This window comes from Desulfonatronum lacustre DSM 10312 (assembly GCF_000519265.1).
Lineage (GTDB): Bacteria > Desulfobacterota > Desulfovibrionia > Desulfovibrionales > Desulfonatronaceae > Desulfonatronum > Desulfonatronum lacustre.
The window spans coordinates 1243582-1267883 of record NZ_KI912608.1; the positions used below are offsets into that span (position 1 = coordinate 1243582).

Sequence of the window (24302 nt, forward strand, 5' to 3'; positions counted from 1 at the left end):
ATACGTGAGAGTTTGAACTTTTTGCAGCGACGCAGCAATTGGGAGTTTTTCAACGGACTGGTATGGAAACAGTGGTCAGGCCAATATTCGCACCAACTTTTCCCGATCCCACTGACGTGTTTTCGCCGCGGCAACAAATGCGTCCGTGTCGTTGGCATCCACGACGCCGGCATCGTGTTCAACATTCGCTGTTTTCAACAACTCCGTGCCTCCCTTATCAACGGCGATTGCCTTGAGATGACCGAAGGCATCGCGCACGAAATCGATGGCAGCGCTTTCCACTGACAGTGTTTTTGCGCCGTCTTCAGAGAGAATGACCGCGACAGCATCGAAGAGCACGGAAGGCATGCCCGCCAATTGTCCGTCAGCCGGCAACATCGATCCGTCCGCAAGTTTTGCGCCGCCGACTTTGGGTGCGACGATCTTCACGACAGCTTTCGCATCCATCGCGGCTTTTTTAATATTCTTGATAACGGAGCCGTCTGAACCATCCGCGATCAGAACGCCGACGACCCGTCCCTCGAGGGTATCCTTCATCTTGCCGATGAGCTGCAATGCGGGCGAAGGTTCCAACTCCTGAACAGGAGCCGCGGCCTCAGGCGCATCGGGCATCTTTTCCAACGCAAGCCCCTTGGCAACCCGCCCGGCGAGATCTTCCTCGATATGTCGCAAATGCCCGACCATTGCTTCCCGCACATGGACATGTTCGACCTTGGATAGCTCAAACACGAGCGCCGAAGCGATGTGCGCCTGCTCATGGGCGGTTTGACTGAGATAGAACTGCCGCGCCTGGCTGTAGTGGTCGGCGAAGCTCTCGGCACGGATGCGACCTTTCACCCCGGTTTCCGTTACCGCGGCGCTGTGAAAGCCCTTGGCCGGCGTTTCGCGTGGTGCGTTTTGAGACAGGGAATTGGGCTCATACGCAACACGGCCCTCCTGCGCCGCCATCTGCATGTGTCCGTCGCGTTGAAGATTGCCGAACGGGCACTTGGGCGCGTTGATCGGGATCTGATGGAAATTGGGTGAGCCCAGGCGCGAAAGCTGCGTGTCGATATACGAGAACAAACGTCCTTGTAACAGTGGATCGTTGGAGAAATCGATGCCCGGCACGATATTTCCGGGGCAATAGGCAACCTGTTCGGTTTCAGCAAAGAAGTTCCTCGGCCAGCGATCCAGCACCATCCGGCCGATCACTTTCAGAGGGACAAGCTCTTCAAGAATCAGCTTGGTCGGATCAAGATGATCGAACGGAAAGCTGTTCGCTTCCTCCTGGGTGAACAGCTGAACCGCGAACTCCCACTCGGGGAAACCGCCCGCCGCGATGGCGTCGAACATGTCGCGGCGGTGGAAGTCCGGATCAGCGCCGGCAATCTTGACGGCCTCGTCCCAGATGGTGGACTGCAAACCGAGCTTGGGACGCCAGTGAAATTTGACGAAGGTTGATTCGCCTGCAGCGTTAATCAATCGGAAACTATGCACCCCGAAGCCCTCGATCATCCGTAGCGAACGCGGGATGGTGCGATCGGACATGATCCACATCACCATATGCATGGATTCCGGCGTGAGGGAAATGTAATCCCAGAAGGTGTCGTGGGCGGTTGCTGCTTGCGGAAAGCCGCGGTCGGGTTCCATTTTTACGGCATGGACGAGGTCGGGGAACTTAATGGCATCCTGGATGAAGAAGACCGGTATGTTGTTGCCGACCAGGTCCCAGTTGCCTTCCTTGGTATAAAACTTGACGGCAAAGCCGCGTACGTCACGCGGGGTGTCTATCGAACCAGAGCCGCCCGCCACGGTCGATATCCGCGTGAACAGGGGTGTCTTCTCTCCTACCTCGGTGAGTATTTTGGCGGTGGTGTACTGTTCCAACGAGGCCGTCAGCTCGAAGAACCCATGCACGCCCGTTCCGCGCGCGTGAACGATGCGCTCCGGAATACGCTCGTGATCGAAATGCGTGATTTTTTCGCGAAGGACGAAATCCTCCAGAAGCGTGGGGCCGCGCGGATGGGCTCTGAGCGAGTTTTGATTATCGGATATTGCCACGCCCTGGTTCGTGGTCAGCGCGGGGTGGTCTCCGCCGGCGATCTGGTGCAGTTCGCCGCCAGCTGCCACTTCTGCGTCTCCCTTTGAAGCAGACCCTTTTCCGTGCTTACTTTTCCCCAAATTACTCTTCTTATCCTTGCTCATCATGATCAATCTCCTGTTGATTCCTTGCCATGGTCTAGAAGATTATTTGTTTTGGTAACTACTCAGCTCAGAGAAAAACCGGACTGGATACCCGCCTTCGCGGGTATGACTGATTGGCAGGTGGCATGAAAAACAAGTCATTCCGGCGAAAGCCGGAATCCAGCCCTGGAGCATGATCATCCACCGTATGTGCTGAAGAGTTACAAGTTCTTTTTGATTTTCTCCTTGTCCTGTTCAAATTTTTTCGAGATTGTTTTAAATTCGTCCGGGTCCAATGCTTTTTCCGCTATTTTAAACAGCGTACCTTCCTCTTCCTTGATATGGTGCTCCACGAGCTCCTTAAACACAGCCACCTTGGCTCCCCATTTATCATCATCCTTCGGCATTTTTTCCAGTTCTTTCAAAACAAGTTCACTCACATGGTGCTCTTCTATTCCCTCCATGGCATCTTCGCGGGCCTCTTTCTTCTCCAACAGAGGCGGATAGAAAGCACTTTCTTCGGCTTTCATATGAGGCACCAGCTCTTCCCTGAGCTTTTTGAACAACTCCTCACGCTTCTTCGGTGCACTTTCTTTGGTTTGTTTAAGCTGACCTAAAATTCCCTTTACTTCCACATGGTCTTTCTTGAGCATCTGAAAAAAAGCATTCACTTTTCTTCTCCTAATGTTGGTGTGAAGTGCGTGTTACGGTCATTGAACACGAATGATCTCGTTCCCAGGCTGCGCCTGGGAACGAGAATATCCTCTCTATTTCCCCACAACCTTCTTGACGTCCCCAGCCTTGTCCTGGGCTTTCCCCTTTAAATGTTCGCCTTTGCCTTTAGCTTCCAGTTCTTCGTTACCGACTGCATTTCCGGCGGTCTCCTTGATCTTCCCTTTCGCCTGGTGCATCTTGCCTTCTGCTTTGTCTTGCGTGCTTGATTTCATGGTCTGCCTCCTGGTTGATTGTTAGTTGGGTAAATTTTATCTGAATCTCTTCCCGGCCTGTTCAAAGATTTGCTCAAAGCAGTCCATTTTTTGTCCAGAGTCTGTTTGAGTTCTTTCAAGCCTCCATCGCCGGCTATTTGATTCTCCTCCAATTCGTCATACTCCGCGTTCCATTGTTGGAGCATGGATTGAAGTTCCTCTCCATATTTAAATTTTTCACTCATTTGGCCTCACTTATTCGAGTTGTTACCGATATAGATTCAATTCCATTTCCAATGCATCGAGCCTGCGCGAAATGTCCGCTTCTTCCTCGTAGCTCATGGACCTGCCTCCTTCCGTCAGATGCAGGTAATCACGCCGGACGGAGTCCAGCCGGTATTGAACTTCGCGCCCCTCTCCCGCGGGCAAACGTCCGCTGACCCTCCCATCATCAATTGTCCACTGCAGTGCGACAATCCTGTCCCCGGTCCGTGGTCCTTCAATTCTCATTGGCCGGAAAAGCGCCCGGTCAATTTCATTGCCAAGCCTTTCCAGCCGGACATTGAGGCTATTCCATTCTCCCCGGCGGGCCGGCTTGCTCGTCAGTGCCGTGTAATCCGTCCGAACGCCCTTCAGTGTGGTCAGGAACATTTGGGATTGGTCAGGGGTGAGCGCGCCGGTTCTCAGTCCGTCTCCAATCTTTTCCTGGATGACGACCATCTTGTTTTCCGCGTTCCGCTCCTTATCAGGCCATGTTTGAGGCATGGCCGCGCATCCGGAAAACAAAGCGAGTACAGCGACCATGAGTGCCGTCGTAAAGAGTTCGTTCTTCATTTTTGTCTCCTCTCTCCCGCAAGTTTCTCAAGGACTCGCAAGAATATGCGATTCTTCAGTAACGTCTCCGACAACGTCACGACACCGTCCTTTGACTACGAAACTGGAGGATACCTTTTTGGGCATCCCTGTCTGTAGGGGAATCGCATATTTATTGTGAGGAGAAATCACGGAAGACGGGAATAATTCCCGGGAGGAGGTTGCGAGGGGCGACAGGAAAGAGATCTCCGCACATCGTCCGTCAGGGGAAAATCCCGTTGCCTGTGATTTTCCCTTGCGACAATAGGCGATTTCCCCACAGACTCGGTTCAGAAAAAATGTTTTCCTGACGGAGGTTGGAAAAAAGACCCAGCATTCATTCCCTACAAGGCGGGAATGGGTGCGTTCACGTCACCTTGCTCGACGAGAAAACACAGATGGGGGGATGCAAAAAGGCGGTTCCCGGTTGAAACGCGCCCGAAAATTTTGATGCTGTACCACGAAAGCGTTGCTTCCGCCTCAGCTGATTCCGAGAAATTAAACCCTATAATCCCAGTAAATCCAAAATTTTAACGCAAGGAGAAAACCATGCGGATTCAAATCAACTCCGACCGCAACATCGAGATTGACGAGGCCCTGCAAACTGAAATCAGCGATGGAGTGGAAAGCGCCCTAGGCCGGCTCAGCGCGCGGATCACGCTGTTGGAAGTCCATTTGAGCGACGAAAACAGCGACAAGAAGGGCGGACATGACGACATGCGCTGTCTGCTGGAAGCCCGTCTCGAGGGTCACCAGCCCATCGCGGTCGCACATCGGGCAGCGACACTGAATCTGGCCGTTGACGGCGCCGCGGCTAGATTGACCAAATTGATCAAGCACTCCCAGGAACGACTGCACGAACAGCAGAGTCAACGCACGGACCCGGACCCGTCCGCGCCGGAACCGGAACCTGAGGATGAGTTGGAACAGTCTGGTGTAAATTCCTGATGACACAATGCGCAAAAAAGTTGGCCGGACACGTCCTGTGTCCGGCCCCTATCGATCTCCGCATAATCATACTCTTTTGAAATTTTCCACCTTCCGCTCTCTTCACGCCCCATGAGCGCCAAGAAAATATTCATTCGCGAGGAAAAATCACGGAGAACGAGTATTTTATCCCGGACGTCTGTGATTTCTCCTTGCGATAATGAGCGATCTTCCTACAGACTTGGTTCTCCAAAAAGGTTTTCATGATGCAGGTTGGCGAATGATGGCCCTGCACCCAGCCCTGGTAACGCCCCGAAAAACACATGCCCTAGCAATCCGTTGAAAAACTCCCAATTGCTGCGTCGCTGCAAAAAGTTCAAACTCTCACGTATGAATAAATACGCTTCGACCTTGAACTTTTTTTGCTCCTTGCACTTGGGGTTTTTGAACGGACTGCCGGATAAGGACTTTTTCAACACTCAGCTAGGAGACTGTTCCCGTGCAAAGAATCGGATGCCGCCGCAGGAAACTGATCACGCGGGCTGTATTGCTCGTTGCGATTTATTGTCTGCTGATCTTTCCGGCCCTGGCACAGGAACCCTCCGGTACAACCGGCGAGCCACGGCAGTCGAACACCCCCGCCGGCGAGGAACTTTCCGCGGCGCCCGTGAAGGTGGACGTCAACCCGGTTGCGAGGGATGAAGAGATATTCAGGCGACTCCAAAGCGTCCTGGAGGCCACCAATTGGTTCACCGACCCACAAGTCCGGGTCGAGGAAGGAGTTGTCTTTCTGCGTGGCCAGGTGGAGTCCGAAGTGCTCAAGAAATGGGCTGGAGATCTGGCCCGCAACACCCAGGACGTGGTCGCCGTGGTCAACAGGATGGAGGTGATCGAGCCGTCGGCGTGGGATTTCCGTCCGGCCTGGCACGGTCTGTTGAAATTATGGCACGATGTTGTCCGTTCCTTTCCATTTTTCGTGTTTGGCCTGTTCATCCTGGCATTGTCCGCGGGCGCCGGCATACTGGCGACAAAAACGACGCGGATATTCCTGCGGGGCCGAATTCGGACGAAACTCCTGAAAAACGTCATCGCCCGCGGGGTCGGCGGACTGGTCGTCCTCTGCGGCGCCTACCTGATTCTGAGGGTCTCCGGTCTGACGCAACTGGCATTGACGGTGGTCGGCGGCACGGGGCTGATCGGTCTGGTCATCGGCATCGCATTCAGGGACATCACCGAGAATTTCCTGGCAAGCATCTTTCTCAGCATGCAGCGGCCGTTCGAGACCGGCGATCTGGTGGAAATAGCGGGTGAGACCGGGTATGTGCAGCAGTTGAACATGCGCACCACAATCCTGATGACCCTCAGCGGAAACCTCGTGCAGATCCCGAACTCCAGCGTTTACAAGAGCAATCTGCGCAACTTCACGACCACCCCGAACCGACGGGAGGAGTTCATGGTCGGCATCGGCTACGACGACGCCATCAACACAGCCCAGGAAATTGCCCGGAACGTGCTGGCGGACCATCCGGCCGTTCTGAACGATCCAGAGCCTTCGGTACTGGTGGACAGCCTGGGGAGTTCCACGGTGAACCTGCGCATTTTCTTCTGGTTGAACGGTCACACGCACAGTTGGCTCAAGGTGCGCTCCTCAGTGATCCGACTGGTGAAATTCGCATTCCAGAAACACGGCATCTCCATGCCCGACGAGGCCCGGGAAATCGTCTTCCCGCAAGGCGTTCACGTCACCTTGCTCAATGATAAAGACCTGGAAGGGGGGGATGCATTGGTGGAAAAGCGGTTCCCGGTGGAAACGCCGCCCGAAAATCTCGATGCCGTATCCACGAAAGCGGAAGCCGGCCTCTACAGCGAAGCCGTCGTCATCAAGGAGCAGGCCCGGCAGGCCCAACCACTGCGGGAAGGGGAAAATCTCCTGCCAATTGCTCCCGGCACGGCTGATTCCGAGAAATAAAACCTCTATAATACCAGTAAATCCAAATTGTTAAGAAAAGAAGAAAACCATGCGGATTCAAATCAACTCCGACCGCAACATCGAGATTGACGAGGCCCTGCACGCTGAAATCAGCAATGGACTAGAAAAAATTGATCAAGCACTCCCAGGAACGACTGCACGAGCAGCAGAGTCAACGCACGGACCCAGATCCGTCCGCGCCGGAACCGGAACTTGAGGAAGAGTCGGAGCATTCTGGTAAAAATTCATGATGACACAAGGCGCAAAAAAGCTGGCCGGACACGTCCTGTGTCCGGCCCTATCGATCGCCACATCATCATGCTCTTTTGACCATTCCGACTTATTGGATGGCTCATTATGCGTTTCGGACAGGTGCCCTGCCAAGGTCTGATAGCACGGACTTCTGTGCAAAAAATCCGTTTTGTGGAATCACGTACAGTTCTACTTCCCCACGGTTCTTTTCACTTCGCCATTATTTTCTTGCTCAACTCCGCCGTGTTTTTCGGCGTTGCCCACGGCTTCGATATCAGGCTTGTTGCCTGCGTCCCTGACGACTTTTTTGGCCTTTATTTTGGCCGGATGCATCTTGTCTTCAGTCTCATACCTTGTGCTTGATTTCATAGTATTTCCTCCTTGGTTTTCGTTAATATGATCGATCCACGCTGAATCTGCTCTTTCCTGGAGTTATATTCTTCCTCGGTGATTTTGCCTTCGCTGTACTCCAGCTCAAGCTGATCCATCTGCCGTTTGTTCTGGATATTCATATGCTGCTCCCGTTCCAATCGCTCCTACGGCTGCTCCCGTGGCCGCCCCGCCGACAAAAGACAAACCGACCGCAACCGAAAAACGTGAGCGATAAGACAATCAACAATGATCCTATAAGAATTCTCGATTACATTTTACCCCCCGCTTGAATGTTGATGGTTCGTTGGAAAAAATTTACAGATGTCTTCTCTCCCCTCTACCATATGATAGCCTTATGTTTGACCGTGTCTGTAGGGAAAACGCACATTTTCGTAAGGAATAATCCTATGATCACCTTGGTCATTGAAGTTGGTGGTCAATTCAGGGGCATCACGACACCATAGTCTCAAGGTCGGCTATGGCTTTTTCGAGGTCGTCGCTCAGGGTGTTGGCCCGGGCCGTCTTCCAATCGGCCAGGCTCGATTCAAGTTCGTCGCGGATTTCCAAAACAGGGGGCAGATTTTTGTCCAAGATCGCCTTGACCTCGTTTGGCAGGCCGTCGGCGAACCGGCGGATGTCGTCAAGGCGGGCGACCAGTTCCATGACCCCGCGCATCCCGCTGGATGGCACCGGGACTTGGGATGAAAAAGCCAGTTCAAAGAGTCGGGGCCAGGCCCGACGGACATCATCTTCACTGTACGTTGAGGCCTGCACGCGAATCTGCAATAATTTTCCCATGATTCCTCCCGTTTTTTTGCCAATATTTTTCATTCGTCCCATATTTGGGGGGGGGCGATTTCGGGGTGTATTATAAAAATTTTTCTCCCCGCTCTGACACAATAGCATTGCGTTTGATCGTGTCTGTAGGGGAATCACTTGTTTTTATTGGGGAGAAATCACTGGAGTCGGGATTATTTCCCGGATGGGCGAGCGGATGAATGAACACAGCCCCCTTTGTAACTACTCAGTACAGAGTAATGCCTTTGCCGCGGTCGGAGTCGGAATCGGGATCGGGATCGAAAACGCTGGGATGGTTCAGAAAAGGTTGACACTTTTAGCAGTGGCCCCCCCTTGGAGCGAGGGCGTCTCGATCGATCGTTCCCACGCTCCAGCGTGGGAATGCAGCTCCCGACGCTCCAGCGTCGCGAATTGAAATCCGGTGAGGTGAAACGCTGCTCTTTAGATATCCCCGAGCATTTGGCCAATTTTCATTATGTGGAACTCTCCCGAGTAGCCTTGGCTGATCGGAATTGACTGCTCACGCCGAGCCAAAACAGGGCGCTGGAGCGCCCAGGGCTGCGTTCCCACGCTGGAGCATGGGAACGATCGGTAAAAACCGACCCCGACCCCGATTGCCGGAGCAAGGGCGGACACAAAATGTGCTGAGTAGATACCCCCTTTTTTACTCGGGCCAACTAAGCAGCTCCTTTTACTTTACCTTTTGAAATTTTCGATACACGGATTTTTCGAGTTCCGACAGGGTGAAGACCATCAGGCCGATGCCCAGTGGAACCAGCCAATGGCGAAGTTCCAGGGGGGCAGAACCGAACCAGAGATTCATGAACGGCGCATAAACGAAAATAAGTTGGAAGAGGATCAGGGCTCCTGAAGCGATCAAGGCGACCTTGTTGCTCAGAAGGCGGGAGGGCAGCCACGCGGCTTCTCGAAGAAAGCGGCTGTTGAACAGGTAAAAAAGTTGGCCGGCCACCAACGTGTTCACGCAGACGGTGCGCACGATTGCTACGTCCATGTCCAGGGACATTTCCACATGGAAAACAGCCAGGGTGGCTCCTCCGATAAGGACGGAGACAAAGCCGATCCGCCAAAGAAAGTAGCCGCCCAGAATGGCCGTACCGGGACGACGCGGAGGACGGGACATCAGGTCTGGTTCGGATGGTTCAAAAGCCAGGGCCATGGCCAGGGTGATGGCCGTCACCATGTTCACCCAAAGGATTTGGACCGGCGTCAAAGGGAGCACGGCAAAGCCGGCGACGATGGCGGTGAGAACGACCAACCCTTCAGCTCCGTTGGTCGGGAGAAGAAACAAAATCGCCTTGCGTAGGTTGTCGTAAATGGTCCGGCCTTCTTCCACGGCGTGTTCAATGGTGGCGAAATTGTCGTCCATGAGGACGATCTCCGCGGCCTCCTTGGTTGCCTCGGTGCCCTTGATGCCCATGGCTATGCCGACATCGGCCCGTTTCAGAGCCGGAGCGTCGTTGACTCCGTCCCCGGTCATGGCCACCACTTCCTTTTCGGCTTGCAGGGCCGTGACCAGACGTAACTTGTGCTCCGGGCTGGTGCGGGCAAAAATGTCGTGCTTCACGGCCAGGCGGCGCATTTCCGTATCGCTCGCGGCTTCCAGCTCCGGTCCGGTGATGGCCGCCGTGCCGTTGCCGATTCCCATTTCCTTGCCGATGGCCATGGCCGTGGCCGCATGGTCTCCGGTGATCATCTTCACCCGGATGCCGGCTTCGCGGCAGATCTTGATTGCCGCAATCGCCTCGGGGCGGGGGGGATCAACAATGCCCACCAGGCCGGCAAAGATCATCTTTTGGTCAACGTCATCCAAAGACAGGGCCTGGCTTTTGGTCAGCCGCACCGCATCCGAATCTTCACGGGGCAGTTCCCGCCAGGCCGCGGCCAGAATTCGCTGACCCTGAGCGGCCAGTTCTTCCAGCCTGGCTTCCCACATGGCACGGTCCAGGGGCTCGGTGCCGCCGTCAGCGGCAAGCTGGAGCGTGCAACGGTCCAACAGACGGTCTGGCGCGCCTTTGAGCAACAGCAGGATTTTTTCCTCAGGACTTTTATCCAGGGTGGCCATGAACTTGGTTTCGGATTCAAAAGGCAGCTCCGCCAGGCGGGTATATGGGGTTGCATCAAATTCAGCCTTGCGGCCCAGAGTGCGCAACGCTCCTTCCGTGGGCTCGCCGTTCAGTTTCCAGCGACCGTCCTCCTCGAAGAGGATTGCGTCATTGCACACGGCCATGATCTCAATAATCCGCAAGAGATCGGAATTGTCTTTGAGTTCGGCGCGTTGTTCGTCCGCCCCTCGGATGTGGCCTTCGGGAACGTAGCCCGTGCCGCTGACGTGGTAGGTTTGGGTCGCGGTCACCACGGCCCTGGCGGTCATCTCGTTGCGGGTCAGGGTGCCGGTCTTGTCCGAACAGATCACCGTTACCGAACCCAGGGTTTCCACGGCGGGCAAGCGGCGGATAATGGCCTTGCGCAGGGCCATGCGCTGCACGCCCAAGGCCAGGGTGATGGACAGGATGGCCGGCAGACCTTCGGGAATGGCGGCCACGGCAAAGCCGATGGCCGCGAAAAAGAGGTCTTCCATGGGCATGTCGTGGAGGAACCACCCGACAGCGAACATCAGGCCGGCCAGGAAGAGAATGACCACGGACAGCACCTTGCCGAAGGAGGCCATCTGGCGTGTCAACGGAGTGGCCAGTTTTTCCACTTCCTGGATCATTTTGTTGATCCGGCCAAGTTGGGTTTGTACTCCCGTGTGGACGACCACGCCCACGCCGCGTCCGGCAGCCACAAGGCACCCGGAATACGCCATGCTTGTGCGATCTCCCAGGGGGGCGTCCTTCGGCACGAGTTCGGTTTGCTTGGCTGCGGCAACGGATTCGCCGGTCAACGCGGATTCCTCGATGCGCAGGTTTGTGGCGTCCAGCAGCCGAATATCCGCTGGAACCTTGTCCCCGGAGCGCAAACGGACGATGTCTCCCGGAACCAGCAACTCCGCTTCAATGTCATGAAAGTCTCCGCCGCGACGGACCTGGGCGTGCAGGGAGAGCATCTTGCGAATGCCGGCCAGGGCCTCTTCGGCCTTGCCCTCCTGGAAAAAACCGATCAACGCGTTGATGACCACCACGCCCAGAATGACGAAGGTGTCTATCCAGTGCCCCAGCAGACCGGTGATGCCGGCCGCGGCCAGCAGGATGTAGATCAGGATGTCATGGAAATGCTTGAAAAAGCGTTTCAGCAATCCATCCGGCTCCGGCTCCGGCAGTTTGTTCGGGCCGAAGCGTTCCAGGCGCTTTTGGGCATCGTCCGGTTCCAGCCCGGCAACCTGGCTTTGCGACAGGTCGAGGCACTCTTGGACCGTGAGGGCATGGGGATGGTTGATGATGGTGTCGTTCGTGTCTGGTTGTGTGGACATGGTGAGGTTCCCAAAAAAGTGACTCTGGCTGCCTGAGGCGATGCCCTAATACCATTTCTAATTCAAAGCTTCTCTTTCGGTATCGGCATCGGGGTCGAATTAGGATTATTGGCAAACAAACAGTATCGATCCCGATCTCGACGCCGACCCCGATAACTGCATTTTCTTAAGCGAAAAACGCATTGCCGAAGTAAAATTGAACCAGTTTTTGCAGCTTGTCTACAATTTTTCGCTATCGCAGACACAGGATGTCCGAAGATCACATGGAAGAAATTTTGTAACTGCTCAACACAATTTGCGTTGGCTTTGCCAAAACGCGATAATCCGGACTTGAACGGCGCCGCGGCCAGATTGACCAAATTGATCAAGCACTCCCGGAAACGCCTGCGCGAGCAGCAGAGTCAACGCACGCACATTCGGAATCGCGGTTTGGTGTAGGGGCGGGCCTACGTGCCCGCCCTGGACGAACGAACGGGGCGACCACACAGGGTCGCCCCTACCTTTCCGCGGCTCAATACCTGAAGATCGCGGCGGCGCCGGTCTTGGTCGGCATACGTTCGGCAGGAACGATAACGACGTGTCCACCCTTCTTCAGGACCAGCTCCCCCAGGTCGTCGAGCAGGTCGTCGACCTGTGGGTGGGACACGTCGTCCTGTTCAACATCGCCCGTCGCGGCGTTGATCCGGCCGGGAAGTACCCGGTCGGCTTCGATCAACAGGGTGCCGACCCGCCCTTCCAGGCCGGCCTTGGCGATGCGTGGCGGATCGTCGCTGCCAAGCCCCTCGGACCATGCCTTGCCGAATTTTTCTACCAGATCGGCCAAAAGCGCCAGATAACGCGGTTCCACAAGCCGCCAGGCGCGCTTGCGAAATTCCTCGACGGACGGCAGGGCATCCGGGTGGATATCGATGCTTTCCGGAATCAGAAACGGATTGCGGCTGAGTTCGTGGAACATATGGTGATGCTCCGGCAGGGAAGCCAGAATCAGCGGCAGGCCCGACGTCCGCGAGTGGTGTTCAAGGATCGCCTGGTCAACGACCCGGAAGAAACGCAGGGCATCGCTGTCCACTTCGGACTCTTTACTGCCATGGCCATGGTACATGGCCGGTTTGCCTCCACCTACACCACCGTATGAGGCCACGGTCTGATGCTGCTCGGTCAATTCTTCTCCCAGGGCCTGGGTCAATGTCCGCGGAACGCCCTGAGCCGGCTCGATCTCGTCCAGGGCATCCCGGTTGCCCTCGAAGAGCCGGATCGCATGCCGGTTCACGGCGAGAATCTGAAATCGGTCGGCCGACTGCTGGATGCGCAAAAGCGGCTTGATGTGGAAGCTGTCCGCCACGACGGCCAATTCGGGGGTCGGTCGTTGGAGGTTGTAGACCCGGAAAAAGCCTTTCGCGCCCAGGATGGCCAGCCCGTCAAAGGTGTGGTTCCAGAAGACGGGGTCAGCGGCCAATGCCCAAAACGGTTCCAGCAGTGGCCGGATATCGTCGTCCGGCAACCGTTGCTGAAGCGACTGCTCCAACTCCTTCACAAGGTTTTTGAACCGGATCCGATCTTGCTTGTTTTCCGGGTGCCCCCGGTGGGTCGGCTGGTAGAGTGAAAGACAGGGAGGCTCGCACTTGTCCCAGATCGCGGGCAAGTCGTTTTTTCCAAATGTGTGCATTGTATCTCCTTTTAAAATCAAGATGAATCGCCAATGCATGCTCTGGGTCGAAATCGTAATCGAAATCGGAGGAATAAATAGATAATAAAACATTGCGATACCGATTTCGATGGCGATTTCGATTTCGACCCAGACAACAGTGCTAGGTTGGCAAAATAGTATCTTTTTTGAAAGTAAAGTGGAATCAGCCGCATGCCAACACCACCTCCACCGCATGCTCTTGGCCGTCATCCACAAGCGCTATGGTCATTTCCTGTTGCGCCACTCCGTCCACAATAACAGTCGCCGCACCGTCCTCGTCATCCTGTTGCTGCCTGACCGAGATCCGGTAGTTGGTTCCCCGAAAGCGGTAGCGGATCGTAAAAATGTCCCACTTTGTGGAGAGGCAGGGTTCGAAAAACAATTTGTTGCCTTCCAGCCTGAAACCCAGCAGGGATTCCATGATCAGGCGGTACATCCAGGCGGCTGATCCCGTGTACCACGTCCACCCTCCCCTACCTGTGTGCGGCTCGACACCGTAAACGTCCGCCGCGACCACATAGGGCTCGACTTTGTACGTTTTCACTTCCTCAGCGGAATTCCCGTGGTTGATGGGGTTGATCATGGCGAAGAGATCCCAGGCGCGGCGTTTGTCACCCAACGCGGCAAAGGCCATGGTCGTCCAGATCGCGGCGTGGGTGTACTGTCCGCCGTTCTCGCGCACGCCCGGCACGTAGCCCTTGATATACCCCGGATTCAATGCGGATTTGTCAAATGGCGGATCCAAAAGCTGGATCAGGTCGTCATCCCGGCGCACCAGATATTTGTCCACGGCTTCCATGGCTGCCCTGGAACGCTTTTCGTCGCCAACGCCGGACAGGACCGACCAGCTCTGGGCTATCGAGTCGATCCGGCATTCGGGACTTTCAGCGGAGCCGATGGGGGTGCCGTCGTCGAAATACGCCCGGAGGTACCAATCGCCGTCCCAGCCATGCTCCTCGATGCTTCGGCCAAGCCGCGCGACTTCGTTGCGACATTGTCGGTCAAAGACCAGGTCTCCGCGCAGCCGCGCGATCTCGGCGAACCGGTTCAGCACCTCGCACAGGAAAAACGCCAACCAGACGCTTTCTCCCTTGCCTTCGTGGCCGACCATGTTCATGCCGTCGTTCCAGTCGCCGGATCCTATTAGGGGCAGGCCGTGCTCGCCGAACCTGAGCCCTCTCTGGATCGCGCGCACGCAATGCTCATACAGGCTGGCCGTTTCCTCGGATCTGACCGGAAGATCATAGTAGGATTCCTCGGTGTGACCCACTTGGCGGCCATTGAGGAAATGGATCGTTTCGTCCAGGACCCCGGTGTCGCCGGTGCTTTGGACGTAGCGGCACGTGGCCAGGGGCAGCCAGAGATAATCGTCGGAACATTTGGTCCGCACCCCTCTGCCGGTTGGCGGGTGCCACCAGTGCTGAACATCGCCTTCGGAAAACTGGCGTCCGGCGCAGAGGAGCAGATGCGCGCGCACAAGACCCGGCTCGGCATGGATCAGGGCCATGGAGTCCTGCAACTGGTCACGGAAACCGAATGCGCCTCCGGACTGGTAGTAGCCGCTGCGGCCCCAGAGCCGACAGGCGATGGTCTGGTACAGAAGCCACCCATTGGCCAGGAAATCCACGGATTTGTCGGGGGTTTCCACCTGCACGGCGCCCAGGGTGTGATTCCAGTATTGCCAGACAGCTTCCAGCTCTTTTCGCGCCGCGGTGGAATCACGATAGCGCTTTGCGAGACGTGCGGCGTGGCCATCATCTTGCCCGGCGCCGAGGGTGAACACGATCTCCCGGTCTTCACCGTCGTCCAGATCAAAAACAACATGCATGGCCGCGCAGGGATCCAACGCGGCCCCGACCCTGCCGGAGAGGCGGGACCGGGTCATGGCCGCGGGACGGGCCAGGGTTCCATTGCGACCGATAAATTCGGTCCGATCCGCGGTGACCGTTCTGGTGGCATGATCCACGTTAAAGAAGGCCACCCGCCTACCAAATTCGGTGTTATACGGGTTGTTCGCCAGAATCGCGCCGCTTTCAGGATCGATCTCGGTGCTCACGTGCATCCCAGTCTTGGGACGCACATCACCCAGCACCCACTCGATGAATCCGCTCACCGAGAGCCGTCGCGGACGGCCGCACCGGTTGCGCACCTTGAGCACCGTGAACTTGACCGGCGCATCCTTGGCCACGAACACCCAGACCTCCGAAATGATGCCGCGCTCCGCGTGTTCAAACACCGTGTATCCGAAGCCGTGCCGGGTGACATAGGGAGAAGCACCTTTGGCGGGATGCGGCATGGGGGACCAGAAATGGCCGCGATCCTCGTCACGTAGGTAAAAGGCTTCTCCGCTGGAATCCACCACCGGATCATTGTGCCATGGGGTCAGTCTGAATTCGTGGGCGTTCTCGCTCCAGGTGTAGGCTGGGCCGTTTTCCGAGACAATGGCGCCGAAATGTGGATTGGCCAGCACGTTGACCCACGGCGCGGGTGCGACCTGCTCGCGACTGGTTGAAATGACGTACTCATGACCATCCGGGGTGAATCCCCCGATGCCGTTGAAAAACAGGAGGTCTTCCCGGGGCAGGGCCGCGACGGTGGGCGGCAGGGGGCGAAAGAGACGGGTCGGCGCCAGGGCTGGAATAATCGGTTGATCACGACCAACGCGGTTCAGTTGATCCGCGAGCGTTCCCTGGCTATCGCGAATGACGATCCGGGCCAGGGCCTGAAAGATGATCCGGTCTTCCTCCGAAATCTGATCAGCGTTGCGCACGAACACCTCACCCGGGCGATCCGCCCGCTTGCCATGCACTCCGGCGGCGATAAATCCCATGATCTGATCGTGCAGAACCTGCCGATACCCGCCATGATCTTCATTGATGATCACCATATCCACGGCCAGGCCTTTGAGACGCCAATAGGCATGGGCTTGAACGAGCTGGCGGGCCAGCTCGATGTTCTCCTGATCCTCGATCCACAGCAGAACAATGGGTAAATCACCGGAAATGGAGTAGCCCCAGAGGCTGGATTGTCCCCGAAGATTTTTCATGATCAGGCTGGAATCGGCGCGCAGCCCGGAATTGGCGTAGAGTACCGAGGCCACGAGCCGCCCGTAGAGCTGTGCGTCGGATTCCGTGGCGTTGATCTGTTGCAGAAGGACCTGGCTATGGGTCCATGCCAGCTCGAAAACGCGGTCCACAAGATACCGGTCCCGGTATTTGCCCACCAGCCCCGCGCAGACATCGCGAGTCTCCGCCGCGCCGGTGATGATGTTCACGGTTGCCGATGCTTCCGGTTCCAGAGTGATTTGACAGCGAATGGCCACGATGGGATCCAGAACCGGCCCTTCGCCGCCGGAAAGAGGCGACCGGCTTTTCATGGCTTCGGGAGCGGCCAGCGTGTTCCCGCGACCGACAAACCGCAACCTGTCTGTTTCATAGGACATATCGCCCATGTCCGCATCGTGGACAGCCATGGTGTGAAACATCCATGGCGGTTTCTCGTCGGCAAAGCGAGGCCGCCGGGTCGCCATGATCGCGCACTGGGTCCTGATGATTTCGGTCTGGACGAAGAGATTGCTGAAGGCCGGATGCGCCGCGTCGGACGCCGGCGATGCCAGGACGACTTCCGCATAACTGGTCACTTCGATGGACCTGCGGGTCTTGGATCGGTTGGTAATGGTGATCCGGCGCAGCTCGGTATCATCCTCGGGGGATACGGATATCTCCGTATGGGTGTCGATATCCTCGTCCCGGCGGCGGAACTCGACCTGGCCTTCGGAGAATATGGCTTCGTACCGATCGGACGGCTTGAGCGTCGGCTGGTGCGCCGCGGACCAGAAGACACCGCTGGAAAGGTCCCGGATATAGCAGAAGGCCCCCCAATTATCGCAGGTGCCGTCTTCACGCCACCGGGTCACGGCCAGATCTTTCCAGCGGCTGTACCCGCCACCGGCATTGGTGACCATGACATGATATGTTCCGTTGGACAGGAGTTGCACCTCGGGGATGGACGTATTCGGAGTCATGGAGATGCGCAGCGGCTTCTCCTTCAAGAAAGCCGACATCTTCCGGGACTCGGAAAGATCCGAGATTTGCGAGTGGTATGCCGTGGCCTTGGGCAGCCGCTCCTGAAGCAGCAGCACGGTGGCCTGAAACATGGGATTCGCCTTGAACCGTTTCTGCATGGGTTGGTCCAGCAGCAGATGCGTCAGGGCGAGCAGGCTCATGCCCTGATGGTGGGCCATGTAGGACTGAACCACGGCGTTCGTCCGCCCGCGAGGCAGATGACTTGGAGTATAGTCAATGGCCTCGTAGAAGCCGTACCTGCCTTGAAAACCACGAGACGACAGATCCTCAAGATTGCGGCACGCTGCCTCGGGCGCCACCATGAGCGCCAATGCCGAAGCATAGGGGGTGATGACCAGATCTTCGGCCAGCCCGCGTTGCAGACCGAGACCGGGCACCCCGAAGGCCTTGTACTGATAGTTGAGCTGACTGTCGGTCATATTGTAGCCGGATTCCGAAATTCCCCAGGGCACGCCATGTTGCTTGCCGTAGTCGATCTGCCTGGCCACGGCCGCCTTGCAGCTTTGATCAAGAATTGTCTGATCATAAGTGGGCATCATCACGAGCGGCATCAGATATTCAAACATGGAGCCGCTCCAGGAAAGAAGAACCGATTCTCCGCCGGCAATGGTCTGCATCCGCCCCAGGGCGAACCAGCTTTCCTGGGGAAGTTGACCCTGGGCAATGGCAACGAAACTGCTCAGCCGCGCTTCCGAAGCCAGCAGATCGTAGAAGCTGCCATCCCTGCGCCCCTCGCTGACGTTGTAGCCGATGGCCAGGAGACGGCGCGCGCTGTCGTACAGAAAGGCAAATTCCATGTTCCGGGCTAGTTCCCGGCAATGGTGCGCAAGCTCGTCCAGGCGGACGATTCTTCTCCCGGCACTGAGGCTGGACTTGATGATCAGCCATTTGAGCTTGTCCAGCCGCTGTTTTTGCTCCGGTGTCTCGCTTTCTTGCCGCATTTCCTCGATCAGGGGCAGGACGTCATTATCGAGGCAGGCCAGCCGGCGCAGCGTGGGGATATCCTTGAAAGCGGGAATTTGATCGAGAATCCGCCCCGAAAGCGACGGCTCGGCCCAGGGCGCCAGCTCGTTCAATTCGTCCACCGCATCCCGGCACTGTTGCTCAAGGGACCGCGCCCACCACGCGGCGTTGCTCTCAGGATCGGCTTCGAAGTGCAGGGCAATTTCCTTGGCGGATGTCGCCAGTCGCCCGAGGGACGCCTTCAGGTCCCAAAGGGTCGTTTCTTGCGGGGTCTTGTCCGGCTTGGTGTTCTGTGGCGGGGTGTTCTGTGGCGGGGACGATCGGATGGACTCCATGTCTTCCATGAACCGCGTCAGCTGCGCGGGTATGCTCCCACTCGCAACATCCATGAGGACCATGGCCGTATCGGCAATTCCGTCGAACAGTCGTTCTCCGGTGAGCTTCTCGTCGGGAAGCGCGAGCAACCCTTCCCGCAAGGTCATCAGGCTCGCCGCCAGGTTCCCGCTGTCCACGGACGAAACGTACATGGGCAGGAGCGGCTTGCGGGTTCGGGTGTCGTACCAGTTGTAGAAGTGGCCGCGATGCCGTGCCAGGCCATCCATTGAACCCAGGGCGTTTTCCGTTCGATCCATGAAACGCCCGACGGTGATGTAGCCGAAGTCGCGGGCCGACAGATTTGAGAGCAGCGCAAACCCCATGTTGGTGGGCGACGTGCGGTGGGCCACCACCTCGCGCGGCGCTTCCTGAAAGTTGTCCGGGGGAAGCCAGTGATCTTCGGGGCCGACGAATTGCTCGAAAAAGGCCCAGGTCTTGCGGGAAAGCTTGCGCAAGAAGACCAACTGATCATCGGTCAACCGGACTTTCCGGGGCCGGATGGGCAGACTGAGCCACCAGGCGATCAGGGGAGAAACAAACCAGAGGGTCAGCAACGGCAAGGCGACTGAAAGTGTTCCTGGGAGTGCTCCCGACAATGCTCCCGGCAGTGTTCCGGTCGGAACCATTGTCCGGGCCTGAACCAGATACCCTGTCACGATCATGGCCGCGACCGGGGCGATCCACATCCTGCGATACGACACGCCAAGCGCCGACAGGCCTGAAGTTGTTCCTGGCGCTGTTCCTGACGCTGTTCGTCCCGTGCTTTGGGCGAGGCCCGGTGGGTTCCATTCCAGAAGCCCCCGGCCGGACACGTTCATCCGCCACAGGGTTCGCAGGATGGCGGCGGTGTTGGTCGCGGCCTCGTACGGCAGGCAGAGCAGCGTGAACGCGGACTGGGCAAGGCCTCTCCCGGTGGCCTGGGTCGCGCTTGCAAGGTGCTGGCTGACCAGGGCGTGGCCGGTGGTATTGAAGAAGCCCATGAGGCAGTTGATCAGGGCGGGAATCAGCACGATGCCGATGACCACCGCGGTCCAGAACCAGGGCGAGGACAGGACGGTCCAGCCGAGCAGGAGCAGGAGGGTCAGCGCCATGGGCACGAGGCTGCGCCGGAGATTGTCGAAAATTTTCCAGCGGGACAAGAGCGAGAGCGGATTTTTCGTGAATTTGGTCTTCGGGCCGGGGACACTCGGAAACAGCCATCGCAGGATCTGCCAGTCCCCACGAATCCAGCGTAGGCGGCGGTCCACGTCCGCGTCGTAGCGCGCAGGATACTCCTCGAAGAGCTGCACGTCGCTGATCAGCCCGGACCGGGCATGGCACCCCTCGATAAGATCGTGGCTAAGGATCAAATTTTCGGGGAAACGATCCTTGAGCACCTGCTCAAAGGCGTCGACGTCGTAAATACCCTTGCCGATGTACGATCCTTCGCCGAAGAGGTCTTGATAGACGTCCGAGACGACCCCGGTATAGGGATCAATGCCGGCGTCAATCCCGTGCATGCGGGTATAACGCGACCTGTTGGTTCCCGGCAGGCTGACCGCCACCCGGGGTTGCAGAATGCCGTATCCGGACACGATGCGCCCCTTGTCCGCGTCGTAATGGGGACGGTTCAGGGGATGGGCCATGGCGCCCACGAGCTGCCATGCGGTATCCCGTGGCAGGTCCGTGTCCGTGTCCAGGGTGATGACGTACTTCACGCCGCGCAACACATCGATATTGCCGACGATAAGCGAGAAATCCGCATCAGTTTTTTCCTGGGAATCCTGCTCGGACTTGCCGCCACGGAGCAACGCATTCAACGCCGCCAACTTGCCCCGCTTCCGTTCATGGCCCATCCAGGTCCGTTCTTTTGGGTTCCATTGACGAGGTCGATGGAAGAGAAAGAAAACGTCCTCATTGGCGTCGTATGTCGCATTGAGTCGTTCGATTCCCTGCCTGGCCAGCAAGACCAGCGATTCGTCCGCGGGGGTCTTTTCCTCGGAGGCGTCCAGGAAGTCGGTCAGCAGGGCAAAGCGCAGGTTTTCCTCCCGGCCGGCCAGAAACCGGACTTCCAGGGCATCCGTTAGTTCCGCGACATGTTCCGGACTGCAAAGCATGGCCGGAACCACGACCAGGGTGGCCGATTCCGAAGGGATGCCCTTGGAAAAATCCATGCGGGGCAGCCTCCGCGGTTTGGCAAGACGAGCGGCGATGAGGTTGATCAACGCCATGACCACTTGGCTTAGCGCCAGCAGAGAGAGCCCGCCCACGACCCAGAGCAGCGCTCCGTCCACCCCGTCTGAGCGGGTTTTGGCCAGCAGAGCGGCGCAAAGAATCACCGAGACGAAGCCAATAGCGCCGAGATACAGGAACAAAGGGAACCGGCGACCGAGGCCGCGGAGCATATCCAGGACCGTCGACCTGACCTTGACCCGGCTTTCAAGGTCCGCAATCCCTTGGTCAATCAGGTAGAAGCCCACATGACCCGTCCGGCTGTCGCCATCCGCCCCGGTCGCGCCTTGCCCGGCCAGCTCGATGGCTGTTCGGGCCACGTCCACTTCGGTGAATGCGCTTTTCCGAGCGACCTCCTCCACGACGTGCCGGTATTGATCTCGGGTGTTGAAATGCATTTGGCCGTGAATTCCGGCCGGATCTTCTTGCAGGATGTGTTCAACGGCGCTCAGGGTCTCCACGAACCGGCGCCAGTCGATGACGCTCAGAACGCGCAGACCCGCGATGCTGTTGCTGATGGAAAGCTGATCCGCGGCCTGCTGTTGATTCTCCGACTGCACCATCTGATCGATGGTCAGGCGGGATTCCGAAAGTTGCTGCTCGATCCAGGCCAGGGGCAGTGCGAGCGCGGCTCCCTGCCCCTGAAGTCGCCGAACCAGCTCCGCGACAAAGGAACTGGTCATGGGCGGTTTTGACCTGGCCATGTCGGCAACAGCGAGAATCAGGTGTTTCCGGTCATTTTGCGCCGTCTCGATAATCGTATCGGCCCACTGCCCGGCCAGATCACGGTCAGCCCGGTTCACGGCGATTCGAGCGGCAATCCGCCTCAGGTTCTCGATCAGGGCCAGGCGCAACATAATCGGAATGGCCCATAATTCGCCCAGCATCAAGGGCGTCACGGTCTGGTAGGCGGAAACGAAACCGCTCAGGCTCTCCAGTTCCACACGGCCGTCGCCGTGGGCGATGGTCTCCAAGGCAATGTCGTACACCCGGGGAAGCCCCCTGGATGGACCGTCCTTCAGGCGGGGAAGCTTTTTGGCGTAGCCCTTGGGCAACAGCTTTCTCGCCACCAAAATCTGCTCTTCGATCAGATAGAAGTTGTCCAGCAGCCATTCCCCTGCCGGGATGATTCCTCGATTGGCCTGTACGACCTCGGTCAACAGGCCGCGAACCGCGAACAGAACGCTTTCATTCTTGGCAAGCCTGGCCAGCAGGCGTTCCGGAGCATGTCCCTGATCCAAGACATGCAACCCCGCGAGAATTTTGCCGTGCTCCTCCATCTGGGAGGTACTGTACAACTCGGCACGCAACGGTGCTTCGTCGCCTTCGTTCTTATGGAAACGGGCATTGCCACGCAGCCGCCCCCAGAGTTGCACTGATTTCTCGATAAGTGTCGCCGCGGTGAGCGTCATGACAAATACATCCTTGGCTGAAATACCTGAAACCGAAGGGGCGGTTCGCGAACCGCCCCTTCGAAAGCAGACGTGTTGCTCCTTGTGACGACAGGTTGCTAACCGCCCCCTTTAAAACTGAAAGCGCGCTCCTGCACCTTGGTGGCCGTATTTTCAGGGTTCGTCGAGCGCATCAACAGCCCCCCGGCCATTCAATTCCCAACGCGGATTCCGGACAGGGAGCCTATCACCCCAAAGACGCTCAGCAACCAAATGATGACCGCGATAATCACGACGACGTTCAGGATGCTTTTTATGGTGGATTGCATCGGGATGTAGCTGTTGATCAGCCACAAAATCACGCCTACCACGACCAGAATGATGATAACGTTGATGAGAGGCACAATATTTCTCCTTGTTCATATGACGGCAAGTCATCGATCAGGCGCGCCGCGCAGCCCGGACAGATACCGGATCACCCAAGGCGGACCTTTCCTCTTGGCAACGTTAGAAGTGGAAACGCACTCCACCGCCATAGCGGATGTATTTTTCCAGCTCATCCAGTTGGTCAACGGCCGCGCGGACTTCCAGGAACAGGGAAACATTGCGTTGATACGCTTCCCCGTAGATCCGATAACCCGTGTTCAGAAGAATCAAGTCCAGGCGATCCTTCCGACTGGAATGCCAGAATCCCAAACCGCCGCCGAAGTGCATCCGATCAAAGTGGTAGTACGCGGTCAGATCAGCCATGACCGAATCGGTGTCGTCGTCGCCGCTGACCACCGGGGCGAATCCGACCATGCCCAGAACGGAATAGTTTTCATGAAAGCGGTAGCCGTAGCCGACACGAAACAGCAGGTAGTTTGCGGGATCGGGCTGATGCAGGAAACCGATATCCGCAACCAATTGCCCACGCTTCAGGACCGGGTCCGTCCATGGAGAGTCCGTGGTCGTGACGGGTGCGGGAGCGGGAGCCGCGCCAACAGGCGGAACGGCCGGGGCCGGTCTCTCCATGGCCACGGGTGTCGCGGCAGGCACGGCGGTTGTCCGAGCCAGGGTCACGTTGCCGCATATCAGGGGAACGACGAAAGTATTGCGATTGCCGTCTTGATCGACCACCAGCCGGAACGCCTTGAAGGAGTCTTGCCCGGCCCAAACCACGTCCTTCATGACCTCGACGCGTTGCGCCTTTCTGTAGATCATCCATTGGAGTCTTTCGCCGACGGGCACGTCCACGGTTTCAATGTTGGACTGCTCCACCTGGACCACGAAATCATCGAATAATTCAGCGGAACCGGCCATTGAGAAGCCTTTTTCCAGATCAGGAAGCGTCTGTTTGACCATTTCCTGAAAATCACCGACCGTTTGTAATTCGGGTTCAAAAAACGGACTCCGGCCCAGCTGCTTCAGTTCCGTCTGAGCCTGAGCCATGCCGGCCACACCCACCAGCAGGAAGACAGCCACAATCCACACGCCCATTTTCAAGATGCTCTTCATTCTTCCTCCCCCCCTTTTTTTGTTGTGTGCACAGCACGAAAAGATGCCGTTTATCTCGGTAGCTTCAATAATACCTATCTGTTTGGCCGTGTCTGTAGGGGAAAGGCTTGTTTTGTGCGAGAAGAAATCCCGGAAGACAGGAATATCTCCCGGGGGGAGGGAGGTTTCGGTTCTCAAATCCAAATCGCGATCGAAATCGGAAAGCACTGTGCACCACACTTGATTGCCATTTTCTTGGATATGTCGTTCGATTTCGATCCGGATTTCGATTTCGACGCGATCCGGGTAGCGCGTGAGGATCGAGAACAATCCGCCCCGGGGGTGAAGATTACGGGGATGGCATCGTGGTTTGAGAATTGCAAGTGATGCTTGGCCAATGGTTCGCTTTGGCTGAGTACCCA

16 protein-coding genes are annotated in these 24302 nt (G+C 57.2%); 3 read left to right on the forward strand and 13 right to left on the reverse strand.

Annotated features, from left to right (window positions below):
* Positions 1-75 precede the first annotated feature (75 nt).
* The 5 genes from DESLA_RS0105915 to DESLA_RS0105935 all read right to left on the reverse strand — a co-directional run bounded on the left by DESLA_RS0105915 (position 76) and on the right by DESLA_RS0105935 (position 3926).
* Positions 76-2190 (reverse strand): catalase, encoded by a 2115-nt coding sequence (locus DESLA_RS0105915; protein WP_281172397.1) that lies wholly within the window; start codon positions 2188-2190, stop codon positions 76-78.
* Positions 2191-2387: 197 nt separating this feature from the next.
* The gene (locus DESLA_RS0105920; RefSeq protein WP_028571742.1) at positions 2388-2837 is read right to left on the reverse strand and encodes a hemerythrin domain-containing protein; all 450 of its coding nucleotides are present in this window, start codon (positions 2835-2837) and stop codon (positions 2388-2390) included.
* A 96-nt stretch (positions 2838-2933) separates the two neighbouring features.
* A complete protein-coding gene (locus DESLA_RS0105925) occupies positions 2934-3113 on the reverse strand; it encodes a CsbD family protein (RefSeq protein WP_028571743.1) in 180 nt (59 codons plus the stop codon).
* On the reverse strand, positions 3110-3337 hold the full coding sequence (locus DESLA_RS0105930; RefSeq protein ID WP_028571744.1) for a hypothetical protein: 228 nt from the start codon (positions 3335-3337) through the stop codon (positions 3110-3112). The genes DESLA_RS0105925 and DESLA_RS0105930 overlap by 4 nt, the downstream gene beginning before the upstream one ends.
* 22 nt (positions 3338-3359) lie before the next feature.
* Complete coding sequence (locus tag DESLA_RS0105935; RefSeq protein ID WP_028571745.1) at positions 3360-3926, reverse strand: hypothetical protein; 567 nt, start codon at positions 3924-3926, stop codon at positions 3360-3362.
* A gap of 567 nt (positions 3927-4493) precedes the next feature.
* Here DESLA_RS0105935 and DESLA_RS0105940 point away from each other — a divergent pair.
* Positions 4494-4892 (forward strand): HPF/RaiA family ribosome-associated protein, encoded by a 399-nt coding sequence (locus DESLA_RS0105940; RefSeq protein ID WP_028571746.1) that lies wholly within the window; start codon positions 4494-4496, stop codon positions 4890-4892.
* 478 nt (positions 4893-5370) lie between these two features.
* A complete protein-coding gene (locus DESLA_RS0105945) occupies positions 5371-6840 on the forward strand; it encodes a mechanosensitive ion channel family protein (protein WP_084031921.1) in 1470 nt (489 codons plus the stop codon).
* Between the two features lie 441 nt (positions 6841-7281).
* On the opposite strand, the gene DESLA_RS0105950 is transcribed toward DESLA_RS0105945, so the two are convergent.
* From DESLA_RS0105950 to DESLA_RS21560, 8 genes are all read right to left on the reverse strand, one after another.
* Entirely contained in the window at positions 7282-7461 is a 180-nt protein-coding gene (locus tag DESLA_RS0105950; RefSeq protein WP_028571748.1) for a hypothetical protein, read from the reverse strand.
* Positions 7458-7604, reverse strand: a complete 147-nt coding sequence (locus DESLA_RS22790) for a hypothetical protein (RefSeq protein WP_156932879.1) — start codon at positions 7602-7604, stop codon at positions 7458-7460. Before DESLA_RS22790 ends, DESLA_RS0105950 begins: the two co-directional genes overlap by 4 nt.
* A gap of 310 nt (positions 7605-7914) precedes the next feature.
* On the reverse strand, positions 7915-8262 hold the full coding sequence (locus DESLA_RS0105960; RefSeq protein WP_028571749.1) for a hypothetical protein: 348 nt from the start codon (positions 8260-8262) through the stop codon (positions 7915-7917).
* A gap of 691 nt (positions 8263-8953) precedes the next feature.
* Positions 8954-11692 (reverse strand): cation-transporting P-type ATPase, encoded by a 2739-nt coding sequence (locus DESLA_RS0105965; protein ID WP_028571750.1) that lies wholly within the window; start codon positions 11690-11692, stop codon positions 8954-8956.
* 511 nt (positions 11693-12203) lie between these two features.
* The gene (locus DESLA_RS0105975) at positions 12204-13358 is read right to left on the reverse strand and encodes a baeRF3 domain-containing protein (RefSeq protein ID WP_028571751.1); all 1155 of its coding nucleotides are present in this window, start codon (positions 13356-13358) and stop codon (positions 12204-12206) included.
* Positions 13359-13542: 184 nt separating this feature from the next.
* Positions 13543-22425, reverse strand: a complete 8883-nt coding sequence (locus tag DESLA_RS0105980; protein ID WP_028571752.1) for a glycoside hydrolase family 94 protein — start codon at positions 22423-22425, stop codon at positions 13543-13545.
* A 191-nt stretch (positions 22426-22616) separates the two neighbouring features.
* Positions 22617-22808 carry a Thivi_2564 family membrane protein gene (locus tag DESLA_RS0105985; RefSeq protein ID WP_028571753.1) on the reverse strand — a complete coding sequence of 64 codons (192 nt, stop codon included), beginning with the start codon at positions 22806-22808 and terminating at the stop codon, positions 22617-22619.
* Positions 22809-22911: 103 nt separating this feature from the next.
* The gene (locus DESLA_RS21560) at positions 22912-23901 is read right to left on the reverse strand and encodes a hypothetical protein (protein ID WP_028571754.1); all 990 of its coding nucleotides are present in this window, start codon (positions 23899-23901) and stop codon (positions 22912-22914) included.
* Positions 23902-24015: 114 nt separating this feature from the next.
* Between DESLA_RS21560 and DESLA_RS0105995 the strand changes: the two genes are divergently transcribed.
* Positions 24016-24267, forward strand: a complete 252-nt coding sequence (locus DESLA_RS0105995; protein ID WP_028571755.1) for a hypothetical protein — start codon at positions 24016-24018, stop codon at positions 24265-24267.
* Positions 24268-24302: the final 35 nt, after the last annotated feature.